The 26649-nt window shown below is 69.2% G+C and carries 26 protein-coding genes and 1 riboswitch; of the genes, 22 read left to right on the top strand and 4 right to left on the bottom strand.

All coding sequences use genetic code 11. From position 1 onward, the window contains the following. The first annotated feature begins 9 nt into the window (after positions 1 to 9). From AAFF32_RS07535 to AAFF32_RS07580, 10 genes are read left to right on the top strand one after another with little or no spacing between them, the layout of a single operon-like run. Entirely contained in the window at positions 10 to 465 is a 456-nt protein-coding gene (locus tag AAFF32_RS07535; protein WP_216960364.1) for a GspH/FimT family pseudopilin, read from the top strand. Continuing rightward, entirely contained in the window at positions 462 to 884 is a 423-nt protein-coding gene (locus AAFF32_RS07540; protein ID WP_216960361.1) for a prepilin-type N-terminal cleavage/methylation domain-containing protein, read from the top strand. Before AAFF32_RS07535 ends, AAFF32_RS07540 begins: the two co-directional genes overlap by 4 nt. Beyond that, positions 881 to 1528 (top strand): prepilin-type N-terminal cleavage/methylation domain-containing protein, encoded by a 648-nt coding sequence (locus tag AAFF32_RS07545; protein WP_342316977.1) that lies wholly within the window; start codon positions 881 to 883, stop codon positions 1526 to 1528. Before AAFF32_RS07540 ends, AAFF32_RS07545 begins: the two co-directional genes overlap by 4 nt. Then, positions 1525 to 2430 (top strand): type II secretion system minor pseudopilin GspK, encoded by a 906-nt coding sequence (locus AAFF32_RS07550; RefSeq protein ID WP_342316978.1) that lies wholly within the window; start codon positions 1525 to 1527, stop codon positions 2428 to 2430. The genes AAFF32_RS07545 and AAFF32_RS07550 overlap by 4 nt, the downstream gene beginning before the upstream one ends. Continuing rightward, positions 2427 to 3650 carry a PilN domain-containing protein gene (locus AAFF32_RS07555; RefSeq protein WP_342316979.1) on the top strand — a complete coding sequence of 408 codons (1224 nt, stop codon included), beginning with the start codon at positions 2427 to 2429 and terminating at the stop codon, positions 3648 to 3650. Before AAFF32_RS07550 ends, AAFF32_RS07555 begins: the two co-directional genes overlap by 4 nt. 4 nt (positions 3651 to 3654) lie before the next feature. Continuing rightward, the gene (gene gspM / locus AAFF32_RS07560) at positions 3655 to 4305 is read left to right on the top strand and encodes a type II secretion system protein GspM (protein WP_216960349.1); all 651 of its coding nucleotides are present in this window, start codon (positions 3655 to 3657) and stop codon (positions 4303 to 4305) included. Further along, positions 4295 to 5140 carry a hypothetical protein gene (locus AAFF32_RS07565; RefSeq protein WP_342316980.1) on the top strand — a complete coding sequence of 282 codons (846 nt, stop codon included), beginning with the start codon at positions 4295 to 4297 and terminating at the stop codon, positions 5138 to 5140. Before gspM ends, AAFF32_RS07565 begins: the two co-directional genes overlap by 11 nt. 8 nt (positions 5141 to 5148) lie before the next feature. Continuing rightward, positions 5149 to 7413 carry a type II secretion system secretin GspD gene (gene gspD / locus AAFF32_RS07570; protein ID WP_342316981.1) on the top strand — a complete coding sequence of 755 codons (2265 nt, stop codon included), beginning with the start codon at positions 5149 to 5151 and terminating at the stop codon, positions 7411 to 7413. Further along, positions 7410 to 8264 carry a glycosyltransferase gene (locus AAFF32_RS07575; RefSeq protein ID WP_216960340.1) on the top strand — a complete coding sequence of 285 codons (855 nt, stop codon included), beginning with the start codon at positions 7410 to 7412 and terminating at the stop codon, positions 8262 to 8264. The genes gspD and AAFF32_RS07575 overlap by 4 nt, the downstream gene beginning before the upstream one ends. Then, positions 8251 to 9117 carry a glycosyltransferase family 2 protein gene (locus tag AAFF32_RS07580; protein WP_216961831.1) on the top strand — a complete coding sequence of 289 codons (867 nt, stop codon included), beginning with the start codon at positions 8251 to 8253 and terminating at the stop codon, positions 9115 to 9117. Before AAFF32_RS07575 ends, AAFF32_RS07580 begins: the two co-directional genes overlap by 14 nt. A gap of 4 nt (positions 9118 to 9121) precedes the next feature. Here the strand turns inward: AAFF32_RS07580 and AAFF32_RS07585 are convergent, their stop codons facing one another. Next, a complete protein-coding gene (locus AAFF32_RS07585) occupies positions 9122 to 10465 on the bottom strand; it encodes an NCS2 family permease (RefSeq protein WP_216960337.1) in 1344 nt (447 codons plus the stop codon). A gap of 263 nt (positions 10466 to 10728) precedes the next feature. Here AAFF32_RS07585 and AAFF32_RS07590 point away from each other — a divergent pair, with 263 nt between their 5' ends. Both AAFF32_RS07590 and AAFF32_RS07595 read left to right on the top strand, forming a co-directional pair. Further along, complete coding sequence (locus AAFF32_RS07590) at positions 10729 to 12453, top strand: DUF1800 family protein (RefSeq protein ID WP_216960335.1); 1725 nt, start codon at positions 10729 to 10731, stop codon at positions 12451 to 12453. A gap of 10 nt (positions 12454 to 12463) precedes the next feature. Then, the gene (locus AAFF32_RS07595; protein ID WP_342316982.1) at positions 12464 to 13912 is read left to right on the top strand and encodes a DUF1501 domain-containing protein; all 1449 of its coding nucleotides are present in this window, start codon (positions 12464 to 12466) and stop codon (positions 13910 to 13912) included. Between the two features lie 376 nt (positions 13913 to 14288). Here AAFF32_RS07595 and pyrF read toward each other — a convergent pair whose 3' ends face one another. The 3 genes from pyrF to lpxO form a co-directional block, all read right to left on the bottom strand. Then, positions 14289 to 15101, bottom strand: coding sequence for an orotidine-5'-phosphate decarboxylase (gene pyrF / locus AAFF32_RS07600; protein WP_216960328.1), 813 nt, complete (start codon positions 15099 to 15101; stop codon positions 14289 to 14291). A gap of 272 nt (positions 15102 to 15373) precedes the next feature. Further along, positions 15374 to 17035, bottom strand: coding sequence for an energy-dependent translational throttle protein EttA (ettA, locus tag AAFF32_RS07605; protein WP_216960325.1), 1662 nt, complete (start codon positions 17033 to 17035; stop codon positions 15374 to 15376). Positions 17036 to 17225: 190 nt separating this feature from the next. Then, entirely contained in the window at positions 17226 to 18131 is a 906-nt protein-coding gene (gene lpxO, locus AAFF32_RS07610; RefSeq protein WP_342316983.1) for a lipid A hydroxylase LpxO, read from the bottom strand. A 170-nt stretch (positions 18132 to 18301) separates the two neighbouring features. Here lpxO and glyA point away from each other — a divergent pair, with 170 nt between their 5' ends. The 10 genes from glyA (at position 18302) to AAFF32_RS07660 (ending at position 26647) form a co-directional block, all read left to right on the top strand. Then, positions 18302 to 19555, top strand: coding sequence for a serine hydroxymethyltransferase (glyA, locus tag AAFF32_RS07615; protein ID WP_216960306.1), 1254 nt, complete (start codon positions 18302 to 18304; stop codon positions 19553 to 19555). Between the two features lie 99 nt (positions 19556 to 19654). Further along, complete coding sequence (gene nrdR, locus AAFF32_RS07620) at positions 19655 to 20176, top strand: transcriptional regulator NrdR (protein ID WP_216960303.1); 522 nt, start codon at positions 19655 to 19657, stop codon at positions 20174 to 20176. Continuing rightward, positions 20176 to 21270: a bifunctional diaminohydroxyphosphoribosylaminopyrimidine deaminase/5-amino-6-(5-phosphoribosylamino)uracil reductase RibD gene (gene ribD / locus AAFF32_RS07625; RefSeq protein WP_342316984.1), complete on the top strand. Its 1095-nt coding sequence runs from the start codon at positions 20176 to 20178 to the stop codon at positions 21268 to 21270. The genes nrdR and ribD overlap by 1 nt, the downstream gene beginning before the upstream one ends. A 23-nt stretch (positions 21271 to 21293) precedes the next feature. Further along, positions 21294 to 22055 (top strand): class I SAM-dependent methyltransferase, encoded by a 762-nt coding sequence (locus tag AAFF32_RS07630; RefSeq protein WP_342316985.1) that lies wholly within the window; start codon positions 21294 to 21296, stop codon positions 22053 to 22055. Positions 22056 to 22197: 142 nt separating this feature from the next. Beyond that, positions 22198 to 22390: riboswitch (FMN riboswitch) on the top strand. Positions 22391 to 22563: 173 nt separating this feature from the next. Next, positions 22564 to 23169 (top strand): riboflavin synthase, encoded by a 606-nt coding sequence (locus AAFF32_RS07635; protein WP_342316986.1) that lies wholly within the window; start codon positions 22564 to 22566, stop codon positions 23167 to 23169. 12 nt (positions 23170 to 23181) lie between these two features. Beyond that, entirely contained in the window at positions 23182 to 24294 is a 1113-nt protein-coding gene (gene ribB / locus AAFF32_RS07640; protein ID WP_216960291.1) for a 3,4-dihydroxy-2-butanone-4-phosphate synthase, read from the top strand. A gap of 81 nt (positions 24295 to 24375) precedes the next feature. Further along, positions 24376 to 24843 (top strand): 6,7-dimethyl-8-ribityllumazine synthase, encoded by a 468-nt coding sequence (ribH, locus tag AAFF32_RS07645; protein ID WP_216960288.1) that lies wholly within the window; start codon positions 24376 to 24378, stop codon positions 24841 to 24843. Then, positions 24840 to 25301, top strand: a complete 462-nt coding sequence (gene nusB / locus AAFF32_RS07650; RefSeq protein WP_216960285.1) for a transcription antitermination factor NusB — start codon at positions 24840 to 24842, stop codon at positions 25299 to 25301. The genes ribH and nusB overlap by 4 nt, the downstream gene beginning before the upstream one ends. An 86-nt stretch (positions 25302 to 25387) precedes the next feature. After that, positions 25388 to 26347: a thiamine-phosphate kinase gene (gene thiL, locus AAFF32_RS07655; protein ID WP_342317247.1), complete on the top strand. Its 960-nt coding sequence runs from the start codon at positions 25388 to 25390 to the stop codon at positions 26345 to 26347. A 114-nt stretch (positions 26348 to 26461) separates the two neighbouring features. Beyond that, the gene (locus AAFF32_RS07660; RefSeq protein ID WP_216960279.1) at positions 26462 to 26647 is read left to right on the top strand and encodes a hypothetical protein; all 186 of its coding nucleotides are present in this window, start codon (positions 26462 to 26464) and stop codon (positions 26645 to 26647) included. The last annotated feature ends 2 nt before the right edge of the window (positions 26648 to 26649 follow it).

The raw sequence follows: 26649 nt of genomic DNA on the forward strand, positions 1-26649 counted from the left end.
GGTCTTCCCATGCATCGTCGGGCACGCGGCGTTTCCCTGCTGGAGATGCTGCTGGTGATCGCGCTGATCGCCGCGATCAGCGTGCTCGCCCTGTCGGCAATGAGCGGCGGACGCGAAGGCCTGCAACTGCGCTCGCAAGCCAAGACGGTGGCGGCGGCGTTGCGCTTCACACGCACGCACGCCATCGCCACCGGACAGCCGCAGCGGTTCACGCTGGATCCGGCCAAACACGCGTGGACCGCGCCGATGGGCCGCAGCGGCGACATTCCGCCAAACCTGCGCATCACCTTCACCGGCGCGCGCGAAGTCCAGCCCAGGCGCAGCGAAGGCGCGATCGTGTTCTTTCCCGACGGCGCCAGCACCGGCGGTCGCGTGCAACTGGGTGCGCGCAAGGCGGCATGGAACATCGACGTCGCCTGGCTGACCGGTGAAGTGAAGCTCAAGCGCGCGCAGGTGTCGCAATGAGACGCGCCCAACGCGGTTACACGTTGCTGGAAGTGATCGTCGCCTTCGCCCTGCTGGCGATGGCGCTGACGTTGTTGCTGGGCATTCTCTCGGGCGCGGCGCGGCAGGTGCGCGTGTCGAGCGATGCAGGACGCGCGGCGTTGTATGCGCAGTCGCTGATGGACCAGGTCGGCGTGGGCGAACGCATCGCCGCCGGCCAGCGCGACGGCGAATTCGAGCAAGGCCGCTACCGCTGGCAGTTGCGTGTGTCGCCCTGGCGCGATGCCGCCGTGGCCGCGAGTAACCAACCGATGGCGATGGCCGCGCCGGAACTGTTCGAGATCACCCTGGCGATGCAGTGGGGAGACGGCCCGAACCAGCGCCTGCAACTGCGCACGCTGCGCATCGCCGCGGCCGGCAGCGGGGGCTCGCTGCCATGAGGCGCGCGCACGGCTTCACGCTCATCGAGGTGCTGATCGCGATGGTGCTGCTCGTGGCCGGTCTGGCGCTGGCGTTCGCCACGCTCGGCGCCGCCACGCGAACCGCGACGCGGGGCGAGGCGATGGCCGATCGCAGCGAGCGCATGCGCGCGGTCGAAGGTTTCCTGCGCACGCGCATCACCGGCTCGCGTCCGGTCGGTTTCGATTTCGACCAATCGCGCGCGGTGGCGGTGCGCTTCATCGGCGAGCCCGAGCGCATGCGTTTCGTCGCCGATCTGCCGGACTACCTCGGCCGCGGCGGCCCGTATCTGCACGACTTCACCGTCGAGGACGACGGCGACGGAGTCCGCATGACGCTGGCGTTGAACATGGTGCTGGCCGGCAAGACCGTGGAGGAACGCGACGCACGACCGCCGGAAGTGCTGGTCGATGGACTGCGTGAAGCGCGCTTCCGCTACCGCGCGCTGGACGAGGAAGGACGCCTGGGCGAGTGGCTCGACAAGTGGGAGGCAAGCGAACAACTGCCGCTGCTGGTCGAGGTCAGGATGATCGATCGCAACGGCGCCGCCTGGCCGCCGGTGGTGGTCGCGTTGCCGCTGGCGCCGGCCTTCAGCAGTTTCGCCGCGCCGGTGCAGACGCAATGAGTCGCGCGCGTACCCTGGTTCCCGTGCGTGGCGCCGCGTCGCGCGGTGCGGCGCTCATCCTGGTGCTGTGGCTGATCGTGCTGCTGACGGCGCTGATCGGCGGCTTCGCCCTCGCCGCGCGCGTGGAGGCCTTGCAGGGGCGCGTGCTGGTGCGCGGGCTGGTCGCGTCCAACGCCTCGCGCGCCGGGCTCGAATACGCGCTGACCCGCATTCCGCTCACCGATCCGCGCCTGCAATGGAAGCCCGACGGACGCCCCTACCGCTGGCGTTTCGGCGATGCGCAGGTGGAAGTGAAGATCGTCGACGAGAACGGCAAGGTCGATCTCAACCAGGCCGGGCATCCCCTGCTGTCGGCGCTGGTCCGCAAGGCCGGAGCCGAGCCGCAGCAGGCCGAGCGAATCGCTGCGGCGATCATCGACTGGCGCGACTCCGATCCGCTCACCCAGCCCGCAGGTGGCGCCGAGGACGGCGATTACGAAGCCGCCGGCCGGCCCTACGGGGCCAAGGATGCCGACTTCGAGAGCGTGGCCGAACTCCAGCAGGTGCTGGGCATGACGCCGGCGCTGTACGCGAAGCTGGAGCCGGACCTCACCGTCTTCAGTGGCCGTGCCCAGCCCGACCCGGCGTATGCCTCGGCGGAGGTGCTCGACGCGATGGGGATGAACGGCACCGACCTGGTTGCCCAGCGGCGAGGGCCGGGCGGTGGCCTTCCCGTGGACGGAGCCCTGCCAGGTGCGAACATGGTCGGCGCCGGCAGCGGCACCTATAGTATCGACAGCCGCGCACGGCTTCCGGATGGTCGGCAGTCGCTGCTGCGAGCGGTGGTTCGCACGGGCGGAGGGGGCCTGCCTGGCATGGCGTATGTGCCGTTGCGCTGGGAGGAGGGAGCATCACCGCGATGAACGCAAGGAGCGAAAGCCGGCCTGGAAACCGGCCTGCCGCCGACTGGGCGCAGGACACGCTGCGCCGCCTCGGCGCGCGGCTGGCGCCCGGCGCGGGCGGGTTCGTCCACTGGTGGGCGCACAACCTCGCCGCATGGCTGCCGGCGCGGGTGCGGCGCGTGCTCGGCTTCGACCGGGGCCGCCTGCTGCTGCAACTGCAAGGCGATGGCGTGCAGCTTCGCCTGCAACAAGGCGGCGACCTGCGCGACCTGGGCACCGTGCCGCAACTGGGCCTGCCCGACGACAACGCCATCGTCGCCCCGGTCGATCCGCTGGCGACCCTGCTGCCCGCGCGCCTGACCGACCTGCCGCGCTGGCTGCTCCTGCCGGCCGCGACCGGCCTGCGCCGTCGCCTGTCGTTGCCCGCCGCCGCGGGCGAGCGACTGCGCGACGTGGTGGGCTTCGAGATCGACCGGCAGACGCCCTTCACCGTCGAGACCGTCGCCTACGACGCACGCGTGCTGGCACGCCGCGATGGCGATGGCCTGATCGACGCCGAACTGGTGGTCGTGCCGCGCCAGCGCCTGGACGCGCCACTGGCCGCGCTCGGCCCGCTCGCGCGCTCGCTGGCGGGCGTGGACCTGTGCGCCGAGAACGGCACGCCGCTGGGCGTCAACCTGCTCGATCCCGCGCAGCGCCGCCGCCATGGCGACGCGTTCCGCTTCTGGAATCTCGCACTCGCCGCGGTGGCGGTGGTCGCCGCTGCGGCGACGATGTGGCAGTTGCTGGAGAACCGCCGTGCCGCCGCGGACGAACTCCAGCAGCGCATCGCCAGCCAGGCCGCCGCCGCACGCAGCGCCGCCGCGCAGCGGCAGGCATTGATCGACCTGATCGAAGGCCAGGCCTTCCTCGACCGCGAACGCGCGCAGCGTCCGACTGCGGTGGAGGTGATGGACGAACTCACCCGTCGTCTGCCCGACACCACGTACCTGGAAAAGCTGGCCATCGAGGACAACAACCTGCTGATGATCGGCCTCAGCCGCGAAGCGCCGTCGCTGATCCAGCGCCTGCAGGAATCCAAGCTGTGGCGCGCCCCTTCGCTCACCGGCGCGCTGATGCCCGATCCGGCCAGCGGCCGGGATCGCTTCACCCTGACCGCGGAGCTCGGCCCCGCCACGCCCGCCGCCGCTTCGCGCGCCCAAACCCCGCCGCCATCGACGGAGGACGCCGATGGCGGCTGATCCGATGACCCTCGCCCACGTGCCTGCCACACCCGCGCGCCGCATCGGCCGCGACCAATGGCTCGCACTGGGCCTGTTGTTCGCGGCGCTGGCGATGGGGTACCTGGTGCTCGTGCATCCGTGGTGGACGGTGCCGATGCTGGATGCGAACGAACGCATCGCCTCCCTGCAGCAGCGCGAACTGCGCCAGCGCATGCAGTTGCAGCAGGCGCCGCAGGTGCAGCAACGGCTGACGCAGGTGCGCGCGCAGCAGGCGCGCACGCCGGGTTTCCTGCCCGAGAGCAGCGCCGAACTGGCCACGGCCAGCCTCGTGCAGCGGCTGGAGGCGGTGGTCGCGCAGGCCAGTCCGGGCAATCGCAGCTGCCAGATCAGCAACCGTTCGCCGCTCAGCGAGCCCCGCCGCGAACGCTACGCGCGCGTGGTGGTGCAGGTGCGCATGCGCTGCGGCACGCCGGAACTGGCCAGCGTGCTCTACGCGCTGGAAAGCGGCGCACCGCGCCTGTTCGTCGGCAATCTCAACGTGCTGTCCTCGCGTGGTTACTTCCTGCCGGGCAACACCCAGCCCACCGGCGACGGCGGCCTGGACGTGTCGTTCGATCTCTACGGCTACCTGCGACCGGCACCGACCGGCACGGAGGCGACGCGTGCGCCTTGACGACGCCGGCCCCCGCACCTGGCTGCTGGCGACCGTCGCCGGCTGGGCACTGCTTGCATGGCTGCTGGCGCTGCTCGGCATGGGGCGCCATGCCGACGCGCTGGAACCCGATCCCGGCCTGCTGCGCCCGTTGCCGCAGGCGCGCGCGTCGGCGCCGCAGCGGTTGGGACCGTTCCCGCAATACGCCGCCATCGCGCAGCGCCCGCTGTTCACGCAGGATCGCCAACCCAAGCCGTTCTTCCTGCAAGGGCAGGGCGAAGGCGAGGGGCAGCAGACCGCGTTCGACTACGTGCTGACCAGCGTGCTGATCACGCCGAACCTGCGCATGGCGATCCTGCAGCCGGCCGACGGCAGCGAGTCGGTGCGTGTGCGGCTGGGCGAAGTGCCCGACTCGCATCCGGCCTGGCGACTGACGTCGCTGGACGCGCGCAGCGCCGTCTTCGAAGGACCCGAAGGCCGCCGCGAAATGACCCTGCGCGTGTTCGACGGGCAGGGCGGCCAGCCGCCGACCGCGATCAACACCGCAGCGCCCGGCATGAACCGTCCGCTGCCGGTCGGCGTGCCGGTGCCGCCACCACCGCCGGGCGCCGACAAGATCCAGACCACCGCCCAGCGCGTGGCGCCGCCCTCGGGCGGCAACGCCCCGTCCCAGAACCGCAACGCCGCCACGCCAGCCAGTCCCCCGACGACCCCCGTTACGCCGCCGGTGGTCGACCCCAGCGAAAACGCGCCCATGACGCCGGAGGCGCAGATGGAAGCGATCCGCAAGCGGATCGAAGCACGTCGCGCGCAGATGCGGCAGCAGCAAGCCGCGCCCCCCGGCCAGACGCCATGAGAGACCGCATGAAGCACCGCCCGATAACACCACGTCCCCTCTGCTCCAAGGCCAGAGCGTGCGCCACGCAGGCACTGGCTGCGGCCACCATCGCCAGCCTGCTGGCCTCGTGCGCGACCGCGCCGGTGCCCAGCGTGCGACGCGACGGCGTGCCCGGACCGCAGCCCGGCAACACCGCCGCCGCACCGGGCGCGCAGGAACCGCTGCCGCAGTCGACCGTGGGCGGCGATGCGCGTCCGCAGATCCGTCGGGGCACGGGGCAGGTCATCAACCGCAGCGCCGCGACCGCACCGCCGCCGAACCTGGGCGGCACCACCGGCTCGGCCACGTTCAATTTCGAAGGCGAATCGCTGCACGCCGTGGTCAAGGCGATCCTGGGCGACATGCTCGGCCAGAACTACGTGATCGCGCCGGGCGTGCAGGGCACGGTGACGCTGGCCACGCCCAAGCCGGTAAGCCCGGCCGAAGCGCTGAACCTGCTGGAGATGGTGCTGGGCTGGAACAACGCGCGCCTGGTCTACAGCGGTGGCCGCTACAACATCGTGCCTTCCGACCAGGCGCTGGCCGGCAACGTCGCCGCACGCACCGGCGCGGCCAACACCGCGCGCGGTTTCGAAGTGCGCACCGTGCCGCTGAAGTTCGTCTCGGCGACGGAGATGGAGAAGATCCTCAAGCCGTACGCGCGACCCAACGCGATAGTGAACGTCGACAACTCGCGCAACGTCATCACCGTCGGCGGCAGCCGCGCCGAACTCGAAAACTACCTGCGCACCATCGAAGTGTTCGACGTGGACTGGCTCGCCGGCATGTCGGTGGGCGTGTTCCCGTTGCAGTCGGGCAAGGCGACCAAGGTCGTGGCCGACCTGGAGAAGGTCTTCGGCGAGCAGAGCAAGTCGCCGGTCGCGGGCATGTTCCGCTTCATGCCGCTGGAAGGCGCCAACGCCGTGCTGGTCATCACCTCGCAGGCGAACTACCTGGACGACATCCAGCAGTGGCTGGACCGCATCGACAGCGCGGGTGGCAGCGTGCAGCTGTACTCGTACGAGCTGAAGTACATCAAGGCGAAGGACCTCGCCGACCGGCTGTCGGACGTGTTCGGTTCCGGGCGCTCCGGGCGAGGCGACAACGGCGGCGGCCCTCCGTCGCTGATGCCGGGCCTGGAATCGGTGGAACTGAAGGACACCGACGGCGGCAGCTCCGCGACGCTGGGAGGCAATTACGATTCGGGCAGCGACACGGGCATCGGCGGCAGCTCGGGCACAGGCGGTTCGGGCGGTTCCCTTTCGCTCAACGGCCGGCAGGCCGGCAACACCAGCCTCACGCTCGACGTCAACGGCGATCGCGTCGGCGTGTCTGCGGTGGAGGAAACCAACTCGATCATCGTCCGCTCCAGCCCTTCGGCGTGGAAGTCGATCCGCGACGTGATCGAGCGCCTGGACGTGATGCCGATGCAGGTGCACATCGAGGCGCAGGTGGTCGAAGTCCAGCTCAAGGGCGAGCTCGAGTACGGCGTCAACTGGTACTTCGAGCGCGCGGTCACCGACGCCGGCCTCCCCGATGCCGTCGGTCGCACCACGTGGAGCACGCTGGCCGGCAGCGTCCAGTCCGCCACCGGCAACCCCGCCGGCCTGGCCTGGACCTTCCTCGGGCGCAACGCGGCGGCCGTCATCAGCGCGCTGGACGCGGTCACCGACCTGCAACTGCTGCAGACGCCGTCGGTGATGGTGCGCAACAACGCGGAGGCCACGCTGAATGTCGGCAGCCGCATCCCGATCTCCTCGGTCACGGTCAATCCCGGCGTCGGCGTCGACAACTCTTACAGCCAGGTGCAGTACCTGGATACCGGCACGATCCTCAAGGTGCGTCCGCGCGTGGCGAAGGACGGCGTCGTGTTCCTCGACATCGTCCAGGAGGTCAGCTCGCCCGGTGCGCCGGACACGGCCGATCCCAATGGCAACGTGCGCATCGACACGCGCAAGCTCAAGACCGAAGCGGTCGTGCAGAGTGGCGATACCGTGATGCTCGCCGGCCTGATCAGCGACGGTGTGGAGCGTGGCGCGTCCGGCTTCCCGGGACTGAGCCGCATCCCCGTGATCGGCGCCCTGTTCGGAGCGCAGCGTTCGAGCAAGACGCGCAACGAAGTCATCGTCCTGCTCACGCCGACCATCGTCCGCAACCCGCAGGAAGCGCGCGATCTCACCGACGAGTACGGGCGTCGTTTCCGCGCGATGGAACCCCTGCAGCGCAAGCCGCGACGGCCAGGCCAGCAGTGACGACGACGGCTTCGTCGTCCATCGCCGGCCCGGTCGTCGTCGTGCCGGTGGGCCGCGACGACGAAGCGCTCGACGCCTGCCTCGCGGCGCTCGACGCCGCCACCGCCCCCGGCACGCCGGTGTGGCTGGCCGACGATGCGCAGGCCGGCCCGCGCGGCTACGCGATCATCGAGCGCTGGGTCGCGCGCACCGCGCTGAAGGCCGACTACACCCGCCGCCAGCGCAGCGTGGGCGAAGTCGCGCATCTGGACGAAGTGCTGGCCGCCTGCGGCGATGCCGACGTCGTCGTGCTCGCCAGCGATGCCGTGCCGGCGCCGGGCTGGCTGGCGCGCCTGTCGGCCGGCCTTGCCAGCGACGGCGCGATCGCCACGGCGACGCCCTGGTGCAATGCAGGCGAAGCGGCCGCCTGGCCGCGCATCGGCGAGATCGACCCCGTGCCGCCGGACCTGGACCGCATCGCGCGCGCAGCCAAGGCGATGCCGGCGCTGCATCCCGAACTGCCGGCCGCGGTCAGCCACGCCGTGCTGGTGCGCGGCGTCGCCCGACGCCGTGCGGGCGGGCTGGACGCCAGCAGTTACGGGTCGTGGTACGCGGCGCTCATCGACCTCTCGCTGCGACTGGCGGGCCTGGGCTGGCGCAATGTACTGTGCGACACCGCCTTCGTCGGCCGGCAAGCCGAGGGCCTGCCGTTCGACGGCGACATGGATGCGCTCGCTGCCCGCTGGCCCGACTGGCACGCGCGCCTGGCGAACTATCTGATGCAGGACCCGCTGCGTGCCTCGCGTGTCCAGCTCACCGCATTGCTCGACAACCTTGGACCGCCGGAACCGCAACGTGATCTCTTCGCCTGACCCCAACGCCGGCATCGCTGCGGTGGTGGTGACTTACCGCAGCGCTGAAACCATCGACGACTGCCTGGTGCGCCTGCGCGCCGCGGACGGCGTGAGCGCGATCCGCGTGGTCGACAACAGTTCCGACGACGGCACGCTTGAAATCGTGCAGCGCCACGCCAGCGCGGACGCGCGCGTGCGCTTCATCGCCAACCCGGACAATCCCGGCTTCGGCGTGGCCTGCAACCAAGGCGCGCGCGACGTGGGCGAAGGCGAGCAGTGGCTGGCCTTCGTCAATCCCGATTGCATGGTCGAACGCGACACGCTCGCGCGTTTGCGCACGCTCGCCGCGCCGCAGGGCGAAGCACTGCTCGGCGCGGACCTGGTCGACGACCACGGCGTGCGCGACGGCGCGGCACGACGCCGGGATCCGGACTTCGGCGCGATGCTCAGCGCCGCGCTCGGCGGCACGCCGGCGCCGAAGCTGGAGCTTCCCATCGACGACACGCGCGCGCTGCAGCAGGTGGAAGCCGTGTCCGGCGCGCTGATGCTGATGCCGCGCGCGCTGTTCGAACGACTGCACGGCTTCGACGAAGGCTACCGCCTGCACGCCGAAGACCTCGACCTGTCGCGTCGCGCGCGCGAATCCGGCGCGCTGGTCGCCGTGGCCAACCACGTGCGCGTGCTGCACGTGCGCGGTGTGTCGAGCCGCTCGCGCCCGTTCTTCGTGGAATGGCACAAGCACCGCGGCCTGTGGCGCTACTTCCGCAAGTTCGAAGCGCCACGCCGCAGCACGGGCATGGCGGCGGCGGTGTTCGCGGCGATCTGGTTGCGGTTTCCGGTGGCGTATCTGCGTGCGCGGATGAAGGCCTGAGCGCTCACTCCAGCGCAAACCGCAGCACGAACAACCCCGCCACCACCCACACGGCCGCATGCGCTTCGCGCGCGCGTCCGGTGAACAGCTTCAGCACCGCATAGGCGATGAAGCCGAAAGCCAGGCCGTTGGCGATGGAGTAGGTGAACGGCATCGCCAGCGTGCACAGCGCGGCGGGGATGGCTTCGGTCAGGTCTTCCCAGTGCACGTCGCCGAGTTCGCGCAGCATCAGCCCGGCAACGAAAAGCAGCGCCGGCGCGGTCGCGTACGGCGGCACCATCGCGGCCAGTGGCGAAAACAGCAACGCGAGCAGGAACAGCGCGGCGATCACCAGCGCGGTGAGTCCGGTGCGGCCGCCGGCCTGCACGCCCGAGGCGCTTTCGATGTACGCCGTCGTGCTGCTGGTGCCGAGCATGGAGCCGGCGAGGATCGCCGTGCTGTCGGCGAACAGCGCACGTCCGAAACGCTTCTGCTGCGCGGCGGACGCATCGTCCGGTGGAAGCAGCCCGGCACGGCGCGCGACCCCCATCAGCGTGCCGGTGGCGTCGAACACCTCCACCAGCACGAACACGATCACCACATGCAGCATCGCCGCGAGCGAAAACCCTTCGCCGCCGCCGAGCGCGCCGCGGATGTCCAGTTGCATGAAGGTCGGCGCCAGGCTCGGCGGCAGGTCGACGATGCCGTGGTACTGCACGCGCCCGAACAGCAGCGCCGTGGCGGTGACGGCGAGAATGCCGATCAGGATCGCGCCGCGTACGCGCCAGGCTTCCAGCACCGCGATCAGCAGGAAGCCCGCGACGGCGAGCAGCGGCTCGGGCTGGCGCAGGTTGCCGAGCGCGACCAGCGTGTCGGGATCACCGACGATCACTTCGGATTTCTGCAGCGCGATGATCGCCAGGAACAGGCCGATGCCGGCGGTGATCGCGCTGCGCAGCGAATGCGGAATGCCGGCGATCAGCCAGGCGCGCGCGCCGGTGATGGTGAGCAGCAAAAACACCACGCCGGACACGAACACCGCGCCCAGCGCCTGCTGCCAGGTGTAGCCCATCGCGCCGACCACGGTGAAGGCGAAGAACGCATTCAGGCCCATGCCCGGCGCCATGCCGACGGGGTAGTTGGCGGCGAAGGCCATCACCAGCGATCCGATCGCCGCGGCCAGGCAGGTGGCGACGAACACCGCGCCGGTGTCCATGCCCGTGTTGCCGAGGATGCTCGGATTCACGAACACGATGTAGGACATGGTGAGGAAGGTGGTGATGCCGGCGATCACCTCGGTTCGCACGTCGGTTCCGTGCCGTCCCAGCTTGAACAGCGAGTCCAGGAAGCGGGGCGCAGGGCGTGACATGGCGAGTCCTGGGGGAGGGCGGGCGTGGAGGTTAGCGCGGTGTCGCGCAGCGCAGCATCGGGAAATCGTCGCCTGCGCCGCGTGATGCCGCCCACCGGCCCCGGCCGTCCGATCGCCCCAGGCGGCAAAAGCCGCGTTGCAGAGTTGATACACCGGTCACGTTCAGGATTTTGAAACCCGGACGTAGCGCCGATTGTGGCAGGGGTGTGCGCGCTACCGTGCGCACCGCTCGCCGCGTGCTTTGCGGCCGACAGGGGATTCTCATGGACATCAGGCAGGGCGCGCGAGCCGGCATGCTCGCGCTCGCGTTTTGCGTGCTCACCGCGTGCGGGGGCGGCGGTGGTAGCGATGGCGGCACCTTCGCGCCGCCGTCCGACGGGAGCGGGGGTTCGCCGGGCACGCCGCAGCAGCCGGCGCCGTATCCCGACATCCCGGCCACCGACGCCGACGCGGCGCGCTTCCTCACGCAGGCGACGTTCGGACCAACCGCGGCCGAGATCACGCGCGTGCGCCAGATCGGCTACAAGCGCTGGATCGACGAGCAGATCGCCGAGACGCCGACGCTGATGCTGCCGCACCTGCAGCAGCTCGTCGCCAACGGCGTCGCCACGCCGACGCCGCAGAATCGCCGCAACTACTGGCTGTGGCAGGCGGCGAACGGGCGCGACCAGCTGCGATTGCGCATGGCCTTCGCGCTGAGCGAGATCATGGTGGTGTCCGATCGCGAAGTCGCCGATTCCAACGCCACCGTGTTCCGCATCGCCGACTACCAGGACACGCTGGCGCGTGGCGCGTTCGGCAGCTACCGCACGCTGCTGGAGCAGGTGAGCGTGCATCCGGCGATGGGCTACTTCCTCAGCCACGTCGGCAACCGCAAGGCCGATCCGCGCCGCAACATCACCCCCGACGAGAACTACGGCCGCGAAGTGATGCAGCTGTTCTCCATCGGCCTGGTGAAGCGCAACCGCAACTTCACGCCGGTGCTGGATGCCAGCGGCCAGACGATTCCGACCTACGACGAGCAGGTCGTCAGCGGCATGGCGCGCGTGTTCACCGGGTGGACCTATGCCGGCCAGACCGACGCGCAATTCGGCCGCGGCGACAACACCAGCTACGCACCGATGGAATGCCACGCCGCCTTCCACGACGACCAGCCCAAGACCATCTTCGATGGCATCGTCATCAACGAAGGCAACAACTGCGTGGCGAGCCTGAGCAAGACACTGGACGCGCTCGCCGGGCATTCCAACGTCGCGCCGTTCATCAGCCGCCAGCTGATCCAGCGTTTCGTCACCAGCAATCCCAGCAGCGAATACGTGGAGCGCGTGGCGAACGTGTGGGTGGACAGCCGGGGCGATCTGGGTCGCGTGATCCGCGCCGTGCTGCTGGACATCGAAGCACGCCTGCCGCCCACGAGCGGCAGCTTCGGCAAGGCACGCGAACCGCTGGTGAAGCTGGCCACAGTGTGGCGTGCCTTCAACGCGCGCTACGTGCCTGCCGCGACGGGCGAGGTGCGCTTCGCGTTCTCCAACGCGGGCGACCTGAGCGCCTCGCTGCAGCAGGAATCGCAACGCGCGCCGTCGGTGTTCAACTTCTTCGAGCCCGACTACCGGCTTCCCGCCGCCGACGGCGTGCAGGGCATGTTCGCGCCGGAGTTCCAGATCCTCACGGAAGCGACGTACCTGAGCATGCTCAACCAGCACGATTCGCTGGTCTGGAACAACGCCGCCACACCGCCGACGACGACCTCGAATGCGCCGTACCTCGACCTCGTGCAGCTCACCGCGCTGGCCGAAGCGAAGGACCACGCCGGCATGGTGCAGCGGGTGAACCTGCTGATGTTCCATGGCGCGCTCAGCGCCGCCACGTCGCAGGCGATGGTGGGGATGCTCGACCGCCTCGCCACCGCCAACGAGTCCGCCGGCAACCGCGCCAAGTCGCTGGTGCTGCTGGCGATGGCCACCCCCGAATTCGCGATCCAGCGCTAGGAGCCCGACCATGTCCCGTTCCATTCGCGAAGACCGCCGCGCGTTCCTGCGCCGCGTGCAGGCCGTGATCGCCGGCGGCGCCACCTATGCGCTGATGCCGCAGCTCGAACTCGTCGGCCGCGCATTCGCCGCCGAGCCGTTGCCGGGCAACGACTACAAGGCGCTGGTATGCATCTTCCTGTTCGGCGGCAGCGACTCGTTCAACATGCTGATCCCGCACGAGGCGGCCGAGCATGCGGCGTACCTGACCAGCCGCGGTGGCGTGTTCGAGGCCACCACCAATCCGTTCGGCCTGGGCTATGCGCGCGACGCGCTGGTGCAGGTCACCGACACCGGCGGCAAGACCTGGGGCCTCAATCCCGGCTGCGCGGCGATGAAGCCGTTGTTCGATGCGGGTGAACTGGCGTTCCTGGCCAACGTCGGGCCGCTGACGGTGCCGCTGACGAAGGACGACGTCGTCCGCCGCCTGAAGGCGCTGCCGCCGTACCTGTACTCGCACAACGATCAGCAGAAGCTGTGGATGCGCGGGCACACCAACCGCGCCGGCGTCACCGGCTGGGGCGGCCTGCTCGGCGACCGCGTGGAAGCGTCGAACCTGGGGCTGCAGTCGTTGCCGCCGTCGATCTCGATCTCCGGCAGCAACCTGTTCCAGTTCGGCCAGACGACGCTGCCGTTCGCGATGTCCTCCGGCGGCGCGGCGACGATCAACCGCTTCCGCAACAACGGCAACAATGCCGACCGCATCCGCTACGAATCGCTGCGCGGGATCATCGAGGCCTCGCACACGCCGATCATGCAGGACCAGTACGCGGTGATCGGCGAAAGCGCGATCAACCTCAACGACACGCTGCGCGTGGCGCTGGACCCGGTCAACGGCGGCGACATCGCCACCGTGTTCCCGACCGGCAGCAACATCGCCTCGCAGCTGCGCATGGTCGCGCGCATGATCAAGGCCAGCCGGACGTCGGCGATCAACCACCGCCGGCAGATCTACTACGTAAGCCTGGGCGGTTTCGACACGCACCAGAACCAGATGGCGGCGAACGGCCACGGCCAGTTGCTGCGGCAGCTGTCGGAAGGCTTGGCGGCGTTCCGCGCGGCGCTGGCGGAGATCGGCGCGCTCAACGACACCACGGCGTTCACGATGAGCGACTTCGGTCGCACGCTCAACAGCAACGGCAACGGCACCGACCACGGCTGGGGCGGCGTGCAGCTGGTGATGGGCGGTGCGGCGGCCAATGGTGGCGCGCTGCGTGGACAGCAGGTGTGGGGCGGTTACCCGCTGCTGGAACTCGACGGCGCGCAGGCGGTCGGTCGCGGACGCATGGTGCCGACGATGTCGGTGAACCAGATGGGTGCGACGCTGGCGCAGTGGTTCGGTCTGCCGGCTGGCGAGGTGAGCACGATCTTCCCGGGGATCGAGAACTTCGGTTCGTCGAAGGTGGGGTTCTTGGGGTGAGGCAGGCCGCTTACGCGGCACTGCCGCGTGGCCTGCCGAACGCCCGGCCATGGATGGCCGGGCCGGGCGATCCGAAGCCCGTTGCGTGACGCCATGGATGGCAGCGATCTCGCTATCGAAATCCGTGACTGTGCGGCACTGCAGAACCCTGCTGTCATCCCGGCGAAGGCCGGGATCCAGGCCCGCAGCCTCGACGCTGCTTCACCGTCATTCCAGCGAAAGCTGGAATCCATTTTGCTTCTTGCGATCGGCTTGATAGCGGCCCCGCGAGCTCCGGCGCTGACACTCCGCCGACCCTCACCCCAACCCCTCTCCCGGTGGGAGAGGGGCTCAAGCACCCACGGCGCGCGTGGTTCAGCGAACCGGCGCGTGGATTTCAGCGATACCGGTTGATCTGATCGCGCAACTCACGCGCCGCATTCGCAGCCGCTTGCGCGTAATCCGCGCCCGACGAGGCATACAGGATCGCGCGCGAGCTGCTCACCATCAGGCCGGTGCCGTCAGCGGTCTTCGCGTTCGTCACGACCGCTTCCACGTCGCCACCCTGCGCGCCGACGCCAGGCACCAGGAACGGCACCTCGCCGACGATCGCACGCACTTCCTTCAGCTGCGCCGGCCATGTCGCGCCGACGACCAGCGAGCAGTTGCCGTTGCCGTTCCATTCGCGCGCGATCTTCTCGGCGACGTGCTGGTACAGCGGGCGGCCGTCGATGACGAGATCCTGGAGATCACCCGCGCCCGGATTCGACGTGCGGCACAGGATCACCACGCCGCGATCGGCGCGATCCAGGAAGGGCTGCACGGAATCGCGGCCCAGGTACGGGTTCACCGTCACCGCATCGGCGGCGTAGCGGTCGAAGGCTTCGGACGCGTAATGCTGTGCCGTGCTGCCGATGTCGCCGCGCTTGCTGTCCAGGATCACCGGCACGCCGGGATGCGTGGCGTGGATGTGCGCGATGAGTCGCTGCAACGCGCCTTCCGCGCCCAGGGCGGCGAAGTGCGCGATCTGCGGCTTGAACGCGCAGGCGTATTGCGCGGTGGCGTCGGCGATGTCGCGGCAGAAGGCGAAGACCGCATCGGGATCGTTCGCGAACTTTGCCGGGAATTTGGAAGGTTCGGGATCGAGGCCGACGCAGACCAGGGAGTCGGCTTCACTCCAGCGATGTTTCAGGGATGACATGAAGGTCATGCTGGGTCCTTGTCTTTCTTGTTCTTTGTTGTCATTCCCGCGAAGGCGGGGTCTTCTGGGCCGCCGAATGGCGGCACCATCCAACTCGCAAACGCGTCACCCTTCGTCAGGCGTGATACGGCGGAGGTATGGATCCCCGCCTTCGCGGGGATGACAGCTCCAGATCTGTAACGAACTCACTTGCGTCGGACAGCTGCGGGCCTGGCTCCCGGCCTCGCCGGGATGACGATCTGACAAAGCCGCGCCCGCAGATGCGGGCGCGGGTCAGATCGTCACTTCAACGCCTTGAAGCGCAGGCGATGCGGCTTGGCCGCTTCGTCGCCCATGCGGCGCTTCTTGTCTTCCTCGTACTCGCGGTAGTTGCCCTGGAAGAACTCCACGTGCGAGTCGCCTTCGAAGGCGAGGATGTGCGTGGCGATGCGGTCCAGGAACCAGCGATCGTGCGAGATCACGAACGTGTTGCCCGGGAACTCCAGCAGCGCGTCTTCCAGCGCACGCAGCGTTTCGATGTCCAGGTCGTTGGACGGTTCGTCGAGCAGCAGCACGTTGCCGCCCTGCAGCAGCGTCTTGGCCATGTGCAGTCGGCCGCGTTCACCGCCCGACAGCGAGCCGACCATCTTCTGCTGGTCCTGGCCCTTGAAGTTGAAGCGGCCGATGTAAGCGCGCGACTGGATCTCGATGCCGTTGATGTTGAGGATGTCCAGGCCGCCGGAGACTTCCTGGAAGACGTTGTGGTTGCCTTCCAGCTTGTCGCGGCTCTGGTCGACGTAGGCCAGCTTCACGGTCGAACCCATGTCGATCTCGCCGCTGTCGGGCTTCTCCTGGCCCGTGATCATCTTGAACAGCGTCGACTTGCCGGCGCCGTTGGGGCCGATGATGCCGACGATCGCGCCCGGCGGAACCGAGAACGACAGGTTGTCGATGAGCAGGCGGTCGCCGAACTTCTTGCTGACGTTCTTGAACTCGATGACCTTGTTGCCCAGGCGCTCGCCCGGCGGAATGAAGATCTCGTTCGTTTCCTGGCGGCGCTGGTAGTCGACCGACTGCAGCTCGTCGATGCGCGCAAGACGCGCCTTGCCCTTGGAGCGGCCGCCCTTGGCGTTCTGGCGGGCCCATTCCAGTTCCTTCTGGATGGCCTTCTGGCGCGACTTTTCCTGGTTCTCTTCCTGCTTCAGGCGCTCGTCCTTCTGCACGAGCCAGTCGGTGTAGTTGCCCTTCCACGGAATGCCGCGGCCGCGGTCGAGTTCGAGGATCCACTCGGCGGCGTTGTCGAGGAAGTAGCGATCGTGCGTGACGGCCACGACGGTGCCGGTGTAGCGCGCGAGGAACTGCTCCAGCCATTCGACGGACTCGGCGTCGAGGTGGTTGGTCGGTTCGTCGAGCAGCAGCATGTCCGGCTTCTGCAGCAGCAGGCGGCACAGCGCGACGCGGCGCTTCTCACCGCCCGAGAGCTTGCCGACGACCGCCTCCCACGGCGGCAGGCGCAGCGCGTCGGCGGCGACTTCCAGCTGGTTCTCCAGCGTGTGCGCGTCACCGGCGGCGAGGATGGCTTCCAGGCGTTCCTGCTCCTTGGCCAGCGCATCGAAATCGGCGCCGTCCTCGGCGTAGGCGGCGTAGACCGCTTCCAGCGCGGCCTGGGCGTTGATCACATCGCCCACGCCTTCTTCGACGGCTTGGCGCACGGTCATTTCCGGATCCAGCTGCGGTTCCTGCGGCAGGTAGCCGACCTTGATGCCCGGCTGCGGGCGCGCTTCACCGACGAAGTCGGTGTCCACGCCGGCCATGATCTTCAGCACCGTGGACTTGCCCGCGCCGTTGAGGCCCAGCAGGCCGATCTTCGCGCCCGGGAAGAAGGACAGCGAGATGTCCTTGATGATCTGACGCTTCGGCGGCACGACCTTGCTGACGCCGTTCATGGTGTAGATGTATTGCATGCGCTCTCCGGAACCGGGACGCGCCCGTGCCGGCCGGGAATGGCCTGCGTCGGGCGGTTGGAAGCGGCGATTATCCCGCAGGCGGGTGCGGTTTCCCAGCCTGACGGCTGCGGGCTTCAGGTTGGGCGCTCCCTCAATCGCCCCCTCCCCCTGCGAGGCAGGGGGAGGGGCATGAGAGCGCCCGGCGGCGTCAAATCCAGACGATGAACGCCACCACCAGCGCCACGGCCGCGTACTTCAGGCCGTAATACAGCGTCTTGTTGCGTTCGCGCAGGGCCTTGGCCTTCAGGCGCTGGGCGTAGAAGTACTTGAACAGGCGGTTGATCCGGCCGGTCTTGTCGCCTTCCATGTTCGGCGAGGCGCCGGCGGCGATCAGGTTGCGGGCGACGAAGCGGTTGAAGGCGCGGGCCCAGCCGAAGCGCAGCGGCCGCTCCACGTCGCAGAACAGGATGATGCGGTTGGCCTGGGTGTCGTTGCGGGCGCTGTGGATGTAGGTCTCGTCGAACATCGTCCACTGGCCGTCGCGCCAGCTGTAGCGCTGGCCGTCCACGTCGATGAAGCAGCCGTCGTCGTTGGGCGTTTCCAGGCCCAGGTGCAGGCGCAGCGAGCCGGCGTAGGGGTCGCGGTGGGGACGCAGCTCGCTGCCCGGCGGCAGCTCGGTGAACATCGCCGCCTTCACGCTCGGGATCTGGCGGAGCAGGGCGGTGGTGGTCGGGCACAGCTCGGCCGCCGAGGGGTGGGCCTCGTCGTACCACTTCAGGTAGAAGCGCTTCCAGCCGCGGCGGAAGAACGAGTTGAAGCCCACGTCCGTGTAGCCGTCGGCGGCCTTGATGTGCTGCAGCTCGCGCAGGCGGCGGGCCTCCTCGCGGATGGCCTGCCAGTTCTGGCGCAGCGGTTCCAGCTCGGGGAAGTGCTGGCCGGGCTCCTGGATGAACGGCGTCGTCGGCACGCGCGAGAAGGCGTACATCAGTACGTTGATCGGCGCCATGAAGGTGGAGTGGTCCAGCAATTGCCGGCCCAGGCGGTGCCGGACCCGGCCGCGCAGGTGCACGTACACCGCGCTGGCGAGGAACAGCAGGACAAAGACCCATTTCACGGTCGGAGGATTCCCTGTGGGGTTTGGGGCGGGATGTTCGCGTTGACGGCCTTCCGGCCGGCGTGCTCGCTGGCTGCATTTTAAGGCCTGGGCTACCATCTTCGCCCCGGCCGCGCCAGCTTTTCGGGCCCCCGCCGGCCCCCCGTTCACCCCACGCCCGAGGTTCGCGAATGTTCCCCAGCTCCGCCCGCATCGCCGGTTACGACGATGAACTCGCCCAGGCCATCGCCAACGAGGCGCGCCGCCAGGAGGACCACGTCGAGCTGATCGCCTCGGAAAACTACGCCTCCCCGCGCGTCATGGAGGCCCAGGGCAGCGTGCTGACCAACAAGTACGCCGAAGGCTACCCCGGCAAGCGCTACTACGGCGGTTGCGAGTACGTGGACGTGGCCGAGCAGCTGGCCATCGACCGCCTCAAGCAGCTGTTCGGCGCCGACTACGCCAACGTGCAGCCGCATTCGGGCTCGCAGGCCAACCAGGCCGTGTACTTCGCCCTGTTGAACCCGGGCGACACCATCCTGGGCATGTCGCTGGCCCACGGCGGCCACCTGACCCACGGCGCCAAGGTCAACGCCTCGGGCAAGCTGTTCAACGCCGTGCAGTACGGCGTCAACGACCAGGGCCTGATCGATTACGACGAAGTCGAACGCCTGGCCGTCGAACACAAGCCGAAGATGGTCGTCGCCGGTTTCTCGGCGTATTCGCAGCAGATCGACTGGGCACGCTTCCGCGCCATCGCCGACAAGGTCGGTGCGTACCTCTTCGTCGACATGGCGCACGTCGCCGGCCTCGTCGCCGCGGGCGTGTACCCCAACCCGCTGCCGCACGCGCACGTGGTCACCTCGACCACGCACAAGACGCTGCGCGGCCCGCGCGGCGGCATCATCGTCGCCAAGGGCGCCGGCGAGGAAATCGAGAAGAAGCTGCAGTCGATCGTTTTCCCGGGCATCCAGGGCGGTCCGCTGATGCACGTCATCGCCGCCAAGGCGGTCGCCTTCAAGGAAGCGCTGGAGCCGGAATTCACCACCTACCAGCAGCAGGTCGTGAAGAACGCGCAGGCGATGGCGAAGGTCATCATCGAGCGCGGCTACAAGATCGTCTCCGGCGGCACGCAGAACCACCTGATGCTGATCGACATGATCGGCAAGGGCGTGACGGGCAAGGACGCGGAAGCCGCGCTCGGCAAGGCGCACATCACCGTCAACAAGAACGCCGTGCCGAACGACCCGCAGAAGCCGTTCGTCACGTCCGGCCTGCGCATCGGCACGCCCGCCGTCACCACGCGCGGTTACCTGGAAGCGGACTGCGTCGAACTGGCGAACTGGATCTGCGACGTGCTCGACGCGCCCAAGGACGAAACCGTCATCGCCGCCGTGCGCGAGAAGGTGACGGCACAGTGCAAGAAGTTCCCGGTCTACGGCTGAGTAGCGGGATTCGGGATGACGGGATTCGGGATTCGTAATCGACGCCACCGGCTTTCGCCCTTCCGAATCACGAATCCCTAATCACGAATCCCGGTCCTCATGCACTGTCCCTTCTGCCAGCACAACGACACCCGCGTGATCGATTCGCGTGTGTCCGACGACGGCGCGACGATCCGCCGCCGTCGCGTGTGCGAAGCCTGCGGCGAGCGGTTTTCCACGCTGGAAACCATCGAGCTCAAGCTGCCGCTGATCATCAAGAGCGACGGTCGCCGCGAGGCGTTCGAAACGCGCAAGCTGCGCGCCAGCTTCGACCGCGCGCTGCAGAAGCGGCCCGTGTCGGAGGAGCAGATCGAAGCCTCCGTGCGCGCCGTCGTGCATCACCTGCGCATGACGGCCGAACGCGAACTGCCTTCGCGCCGCGTCGGCGATTTCGTCATGACCGAGCTGCGCAAGCTCGACCACGTCGCCTATGTGCGCTTCGCTTCCGTCTACCGAGCGTTCCAGGACGTGGCCGATTTCCGCGAGGAACTGGACCGGCTGGAAAGCGACAACGCCGGCGAAGGGCAGCTGCCGCTGCTCGACGAAGACGCCGAGCCGTCCCCACGCAAGGGCAAACGCTGATGGCCTTCACCGCAATCGATCACGCGATGATGGCCCGCGCGCTGCGCCTGGCCGAGCGCGGCGCGTACACGACCAAGCCCAACCCGATGGTCGGCTGCGTGATCGCGCACGGTGAGGAGGTCGTCGGCGAAGGCTGGCACCAGCGCGCCGGCGAGCCCCACGCGGAGGTGTTCGCGCTGCGCGAGGCGGGCGAACGCGCGAAGGGTGCCACGGCTTACGTCACGCTCGAACCCTGCGCGCACACCGGCCGCACCGGCCCGTGTGCCGATGCGCTCATCGCCGCCGGCGTTTCGCACGTGATCGCGGCGATGCGCGACCCGTTCCCGCAGGTCGACGGTGCCGGCTTCGAGAAGCTGCGCGCGGCCGGCATCGCGGTGGAATCGGGTCTGATGGAAACGCAGGCGCGCGCGATCAACCGCGGCTTCCTCTCGCGCATGCAGCGCGGTCGGCCGTGGCTGCGCGTGAAGCTGGCGACCAGCCTGGACGGACGCAGCGCGCTCGCCAGCGGCGAATCGAAGTGGATCAGCGGCGAAGCCTCGCGCCTGGACGTGCAGCACTGGCGCGCGCGCAGCGGCGCGATCGTCACCGGCGCCGGCACCGTGCTCGCCGACGATCCCGCGCTCACCGTGCGCTTCCCCGACGACACGCCCTTCGTGCCGCCGCTGCGCGTGGTGCTTGATCCGGGCTTGGCCACCGTCGCACGCGGTCGCGTACGCGAGGGCGATGCGCCCACGCTTTATCTGCATGCGCCCGATGCGAAGGCGCCGCGCGGTTTCCAGGCCGATCATGCGGCCGTGCCGGTGCACGAAGGCCGGTTCGACCTCGACGCCGTGCTGCGACTGCTGGCCGAACGCGGTGTCAACGAAATCCAGCTCGAAGCCGGCGCGACGCTGGCGGGCGCGTTCCTGGGCGCCGGCCTCGTCGACGAAGTCCTGCTGTACGTCGCGCCGGTGTTGCTGGGCGAGCGCGCGCGGCCGATGTTCGACGGCCTGGCGATCGACACGATGGCGCAGAAGGTGAAGATGTCGATCGTCGAATCGCGCTACCTCGGACAGGACATCCGCCTGCTGATGAGGCCCGATCCGCAAACCTGAGTCCATGCACTCGAGGAGCCGCCATGACCGGCGCGGATTTCAAAGACCACTTCTCCGGCATCGCCGATGCGTATGCGCAGGCGCGACCGGAATACCCCGACGCGCTGTTCGATGCGATCGCCGACGTCGTGCCGCGCTCGGCGCACGTGTGGGAGCCCGGTTGCGGCAGCGGCCAGGCCACGCGCGGGCTCGCGGCGCGCTTCGCCCACGTGCATGCGACCGAGCCGAGTGCGAAGCAGCTCGCGCAGCATTGGGCGCAGCCGGGCACGGACAAGGTGAGCCTCGCGGTCGAGCCCGGCGAGCGCACGACACTGCCCGACGCGAGCGTGCAATTGGTGGCGGTCGCACAGGCGCTGCACTGGTTCGACCGGCCGACGTTCTTCGCGCAGTGCGAACGCGTGCTCTCGCCCGGTGGCGTGTTGGCGGCATGGGGCTATGGCGATTTCATCGCGCCCGAGGGCATGGTCGAGGCCGTGGCGGCGTTCCGCTCCCGCATCGAACCGTACTGGCCGCCGGAGCGGGCGCAGGTGGATGCGCATTACGCCGGCTACGAGTGGCCGTTCCCGGCACTGCCGGCGCCTTCGCTCTGGCTGGAGATGGAATGGCGGCTGCCGCAGTTCCTGCGTTACCTGTCGAGCATGTCCGCCGTGGCCCGCTGCGCGGCTGACACCGGCGAAGACCCCGTCGCGCGGCACGCGCCCGCACTGGCGGCAGCCTGGGGGGATGCGGACGAGGCGCGGACGATCCAGTGGCCGCTGTTCCTGCATTTGCGGCGGAAGGCCTAGGGCGGACCGCTTCGCCCAGTCCGCATGAACGGGCAGGGCTTCGGCGGCCTTTCCGCACCATCGCCGGAACACACCATCCGCCGGGCCCGCGCTGGACCGGGTGCTAGAATTCGCGGGCCGGTTCGCCGGCAAAAACAACTCGTAACGTCTTCAGGGCGGGGTGGAACTCCCCACCGGCGGTAGGCACGGTTCGTCCGTGCGAGCCCGCGAGCGCTTCGACATTGATGCAAGACTCAATGCGCGAAGGTCAGCAGATCCGGTCCAATGCCGGAGCCGACGGTCGGAAATCGCGGGCGACCGTGGGCTCCGGAAAGTCCGGATGAAAGAAGACAGCCGCACACGGCCCCGTGCCGTGCGCCTGCCTCATGCCTTGAGGCGTTTTTCGCTCATTTCTTGATCGGGAAACGTTTCATATGCAGCTCCGACCGCAATCGCCGGCGCATCCGCGTGCCGGAACCTCGCCAGTAGCCTTCGTCTCCCTCTCGCGCCTGAAGCGGGGAGGGCGCTGATGTTCACCGGCATCATCGAAGGCGTCGGCCGGCTGGCCGCCACCGAGCATCGCGGCGGCGATGTCCGCCTGAGCGTCGAAGTCGGCACGCTCCCATTCGACGCCGTGCAACTGGGCGAGAGCATCGCCGTCAACGGCGTATGCCTGACCGTCATCGAATTCGACGCGCGCGGCTTCGCCGCCGATGCATCGAATGAAACGCTGGCGCTCACCACGCTGGGCGCGCTCGCGGTCGGCGACGCGGTGAACCTGGAGCGCGCGATGCGTCCGACCGATCGCCTCGGCGGTCACCTGGTCAGCGGGCACGTCGATGGCGTGGGCCGCGTGGAGCGCATCGAACCCGACGCGCGCGCGCAGCGCTGGCGCTTCACCGCGCCGGCGCCGCTGCTGCGCTATATCGCCAAGAAGGGCTCGATCTGCGTCGACGGCGTCAGCCTCACCGTGAACGAAGCGGACGACACCGGCTTCGAAGTCGCGCTGATCCCGCACACCGTCGCGCACACGCGCTTCGCGCACACGAACGTGGGCGATGCGGTGAACCTGGAGATCGACCTCGTCGCGCGCTATGTCGAACGGCTGCTGGCCGATCGCGCCGTCAACGCATAAGGGAACGCACGCATGCCTTTCAGCCCGATTCCCGAATTGCTCGAAGAGATCCGCAACGGTCGCATGGTCGTCATCGTCGACGACGAGGACCGCGAGAACGAAGGCGACCTGATCATGGCCGCCGAACTCGTGCGCCCGCAGGACATCAACTTCATGGTCACGCACGCGCGCGGCCTGGTGTGCCTGTCGCTCACGCGCGAACGTTGCCGTCAGCTCGGCCTGCCGCCGATGGTGCGCGACAACACTTCGCCGCACCACACCAACTTCACCGTCAGCATCGAGGCGGCCGAAGGCGTGACCACCGGCATCAGCGCCTACGATCGTGCGCACACCGTGCGCACGGCCGTGCGGCCCGACGCGGCGGCGAGCGACCTGTCGCAGCCCGGCCACATCTTCCCGCTGCAGGCGCAGCCGGGCGGGGTGCTCAACCGCGCCGGCCATACCGAGGCGGCGAGCGATCTGGCGCTGCTTGCCGGCCTGGAGCCGGCCGGCGTGCTGGTGGAGATCCTCAACCCCGACGGCAGCATGGCGCGCCGGCCGGAGCTGGAGGCCTTCGCCGCCGAGCACGGATTGAAGATCGGTTCGATCGAAGAGCTCATCCGCTACCGACTGAACACCGAGCACACGGTCGAGCGCGTCGACGCGCGCCCGATCGAGACCGAGCACGGCCCGTTCGAACTGGTCACCTACCGCGATCGCCTGAGCCACGCGCTGCACTTCGCCCTGCGCCGCGGCGAGCCCGACCCCGCGACGCCGACGCTGGTGCGCGTGCATGTGCAGAACCCGCTGGCGGACGCGCTGCATTGGCGCCGGCCGGACTTCGGCCCCGCCGTGGGCGACGTGCTGCGGACCATCGCCGCCGAAGGCCGTGGCGCGCTGGTGCTGCTGGCCGACCATGCCGACGCCGACAGCCTGCTGGCCCGCATCCGCGCGCCCCAGCACGCCGACGAGGCCCCGTCCGCCCGTGCCCACGCACTGGCCGAATGGCGGCGCAACGGCGCCGGCGGCCAGATCCTGGCCGACCTGGGCCTGGGCCGGCTGCGCGTGCTGGGCACGCCGCGCAAGCAGATTGGCCTGGCCGGCTTCGGGCTGGAAGTGGTCGAGTACGTCGAATTGCCGCACTGAACCCCGGCGTCCCCGACCCTCCCTAAACAGGGGAGGGAGCCGCGACGGGTTAGAATTCCCGCCCTTCACGAAGAACACCCCATGACCCACTACGAAGGCGACCTGCGCAGCCCCGAAGGCGCGCGTTTCGCGATCATCGCCAGCCGCTGGAACCCGCGCATCACCGATACGCTGGTCGCGGGCGCGCGCAAGACCTTTGCCGACAACGGCGTGGCCGAAAGCGCGGTCGACGTGATCCGCGTGCCCGGCGCCTGGGAAATCCCGGTGGTCGCCACGCGCCTGGCCAAGGCCGGCAAGCACGCCGCCGTGGTCGCGCTGGGTTGCGTCGTGCGCGGCGACACGCGCCATTACGAACAGGTGGCCGACGGTTGTTCGGACGGCCTGATGCGTGTGCAACTGGATTACGGGCTGCCCGTCGCCAACGGCGTGCTCGCCGTGGAGCGTCACGAGGACGCCGAGGCCCGCGCCGGCGGCACGCACGGCAACAAGGGCGAAGAGGCGGCGCTGGCCGCATTGGAAATGAGTCACCTGCTGGGGCAACTGCCATGAACCGTCGTCGTCCGGATGGAATCGATCCCGTTGCCCGTTCGCGAGCGCGTCGCCGCGCGCTCCAGGCCGTCTACGCGTGGCAGATGTCGGGCGCCACCGCGCGCGACGTGATTGCGCAGTTCGCACACGAACAGGCCAAGGAGCCTGCGGACCTGGAATACTTCGAGGACCTCGTGCGCGGCGTCGACCAGCATGTCTCCGAGCTGGACGAGGCGCTCAAGCCCTTCCTCGACCGCGATATCGACCAGGTCGACGCGATCGAGCGCGCGGTGTTGCGCATCGCCGCCTACGAGCTGCGCCTGCGTCCGGACGTGCCGTACCGCGTGGTGATCAACGAGGCCATCGAAACGGCCAAGCGCTTCGGCGCCGAGCACGGTCACACCTACGTCAACGGCGTACTCGACCATGCCGCCGCCGAGTGGCGCGCAACGGAAGTGAAGGCGCCCAAGGCGCGCTGAGAACATCGCGGCGCACGGACGATTCCTCGCGCCGCGACTGTGCCGCTGTCACGCGCCGCGGCGCGATGGAGACGATCGTGGCTGAAGTGCATCGCATCGCGCCCGAGTTCGATCTGATCGATCGCATCCGCCGCCGCGTTCCCCGTCGCGACGACGTGGAACTGGGCATCGGCGACGACGCCGCGTTGCTGCGCGTGCCGCCCGGCCGGCTCCTCGTGGTCGCGGCCGACACGCTCAATGCCGGCGTGCATTTTCCCGACGATACCGCGCCGGCCGACATCGGCTGGAAGTCGCTGGCGGTGAACCTGTCCGACCTGGCCGCGATGGGCGCGGAGGCGGCGTGGTGCACGCTGTCGCTGTCATTGCCCGACGGCGATGAACGCTGGGTGGAGGCCTTCCTCGACGGTTTCCTCGGCCTGGCCGATCTCCACCGCGTCGCGCTGGTCGGCGGCGATACGACGCGCGGTCCGTTGTCGATCAGCGTCACCGTGCATGGCTTCGCCGCGCCGGGCCGCGTACTGCGACGCGATGCGGCCCGTGTGGGCGATGATGTCTGGATCAGCGGCACGCCGGGCGACGCCGCCGGCGCGCTTGCGCAGTGGCGCGACGGCGGCACACGCGATGCCTGGCTGCGTGCGCGGCTGGATCGCCCGACGCCGCGCCTTTCACTGGGGCGCAGCCTGGTCGATGTGGCGCATGCGTGCATCGACGTGTCCGACGGCCTGCTCGCCGATCTGGCGCATGTGTGCCGTGCCAGCGGCGTGGGCGCGCAGATCGACCTGGAGCGCCTGCCCGCATCCGACGCCCTGCGCGCAAGGTTCGACGGCGAGACGCGCCGCGCGCTCCAGGCGAGCGGCGGCGATGACTACGAGCTGTGCTTCACCGCATCGCCCGACCTTCGCGACGAGGTCGAACGTGCCGCACGCGAGGCCGGCACGCCGGTGGCGCGCATCGGCCGCATCGAGGAGGGCGACGCGGTGCGCGCCCTGCTTGCCGACGGCAGCCAGTGGCAGCCGGCCCGGGCCGGCTTCGTGCATTTCACCTGAGCCCGGAGGGAGCGCGCCAGCGTCACGGCCCCGGCGTAAGATCGAACGCGCCGATGCATCGCGCGAACACCGAGGCGACCCGCTGCGCCGGCACCAACCCGAAGGAGGATTCGCGTGGAGACGAGGCTGCTGCTCGGCTTGTTGTTCTTCATCGTGCCCACCGTGCTGCTTGCGGTGGGGTTCTGGGTCCAGCGCCGTCGCGGCAGGATGGCCAACAACTGGGGCGCGGTGGTGATGGTGATCCTGTGCTGGGTGGTCGGGATGATGCTGGTGATGCGCAAGCTCGACCAGTTCCTCTAGAC

This window comes from Lysobacter sp. FW306-1B-D06B (genome assembly GCF_038446665.1).
In the GTDB taxonomy this organism is placed as follows: domain Bacteria; phylum Pseudomonadota; class Gammaproteobacteria; order Xanthomonadales; family Xanthomonadaceae; genus Lysobacter_J.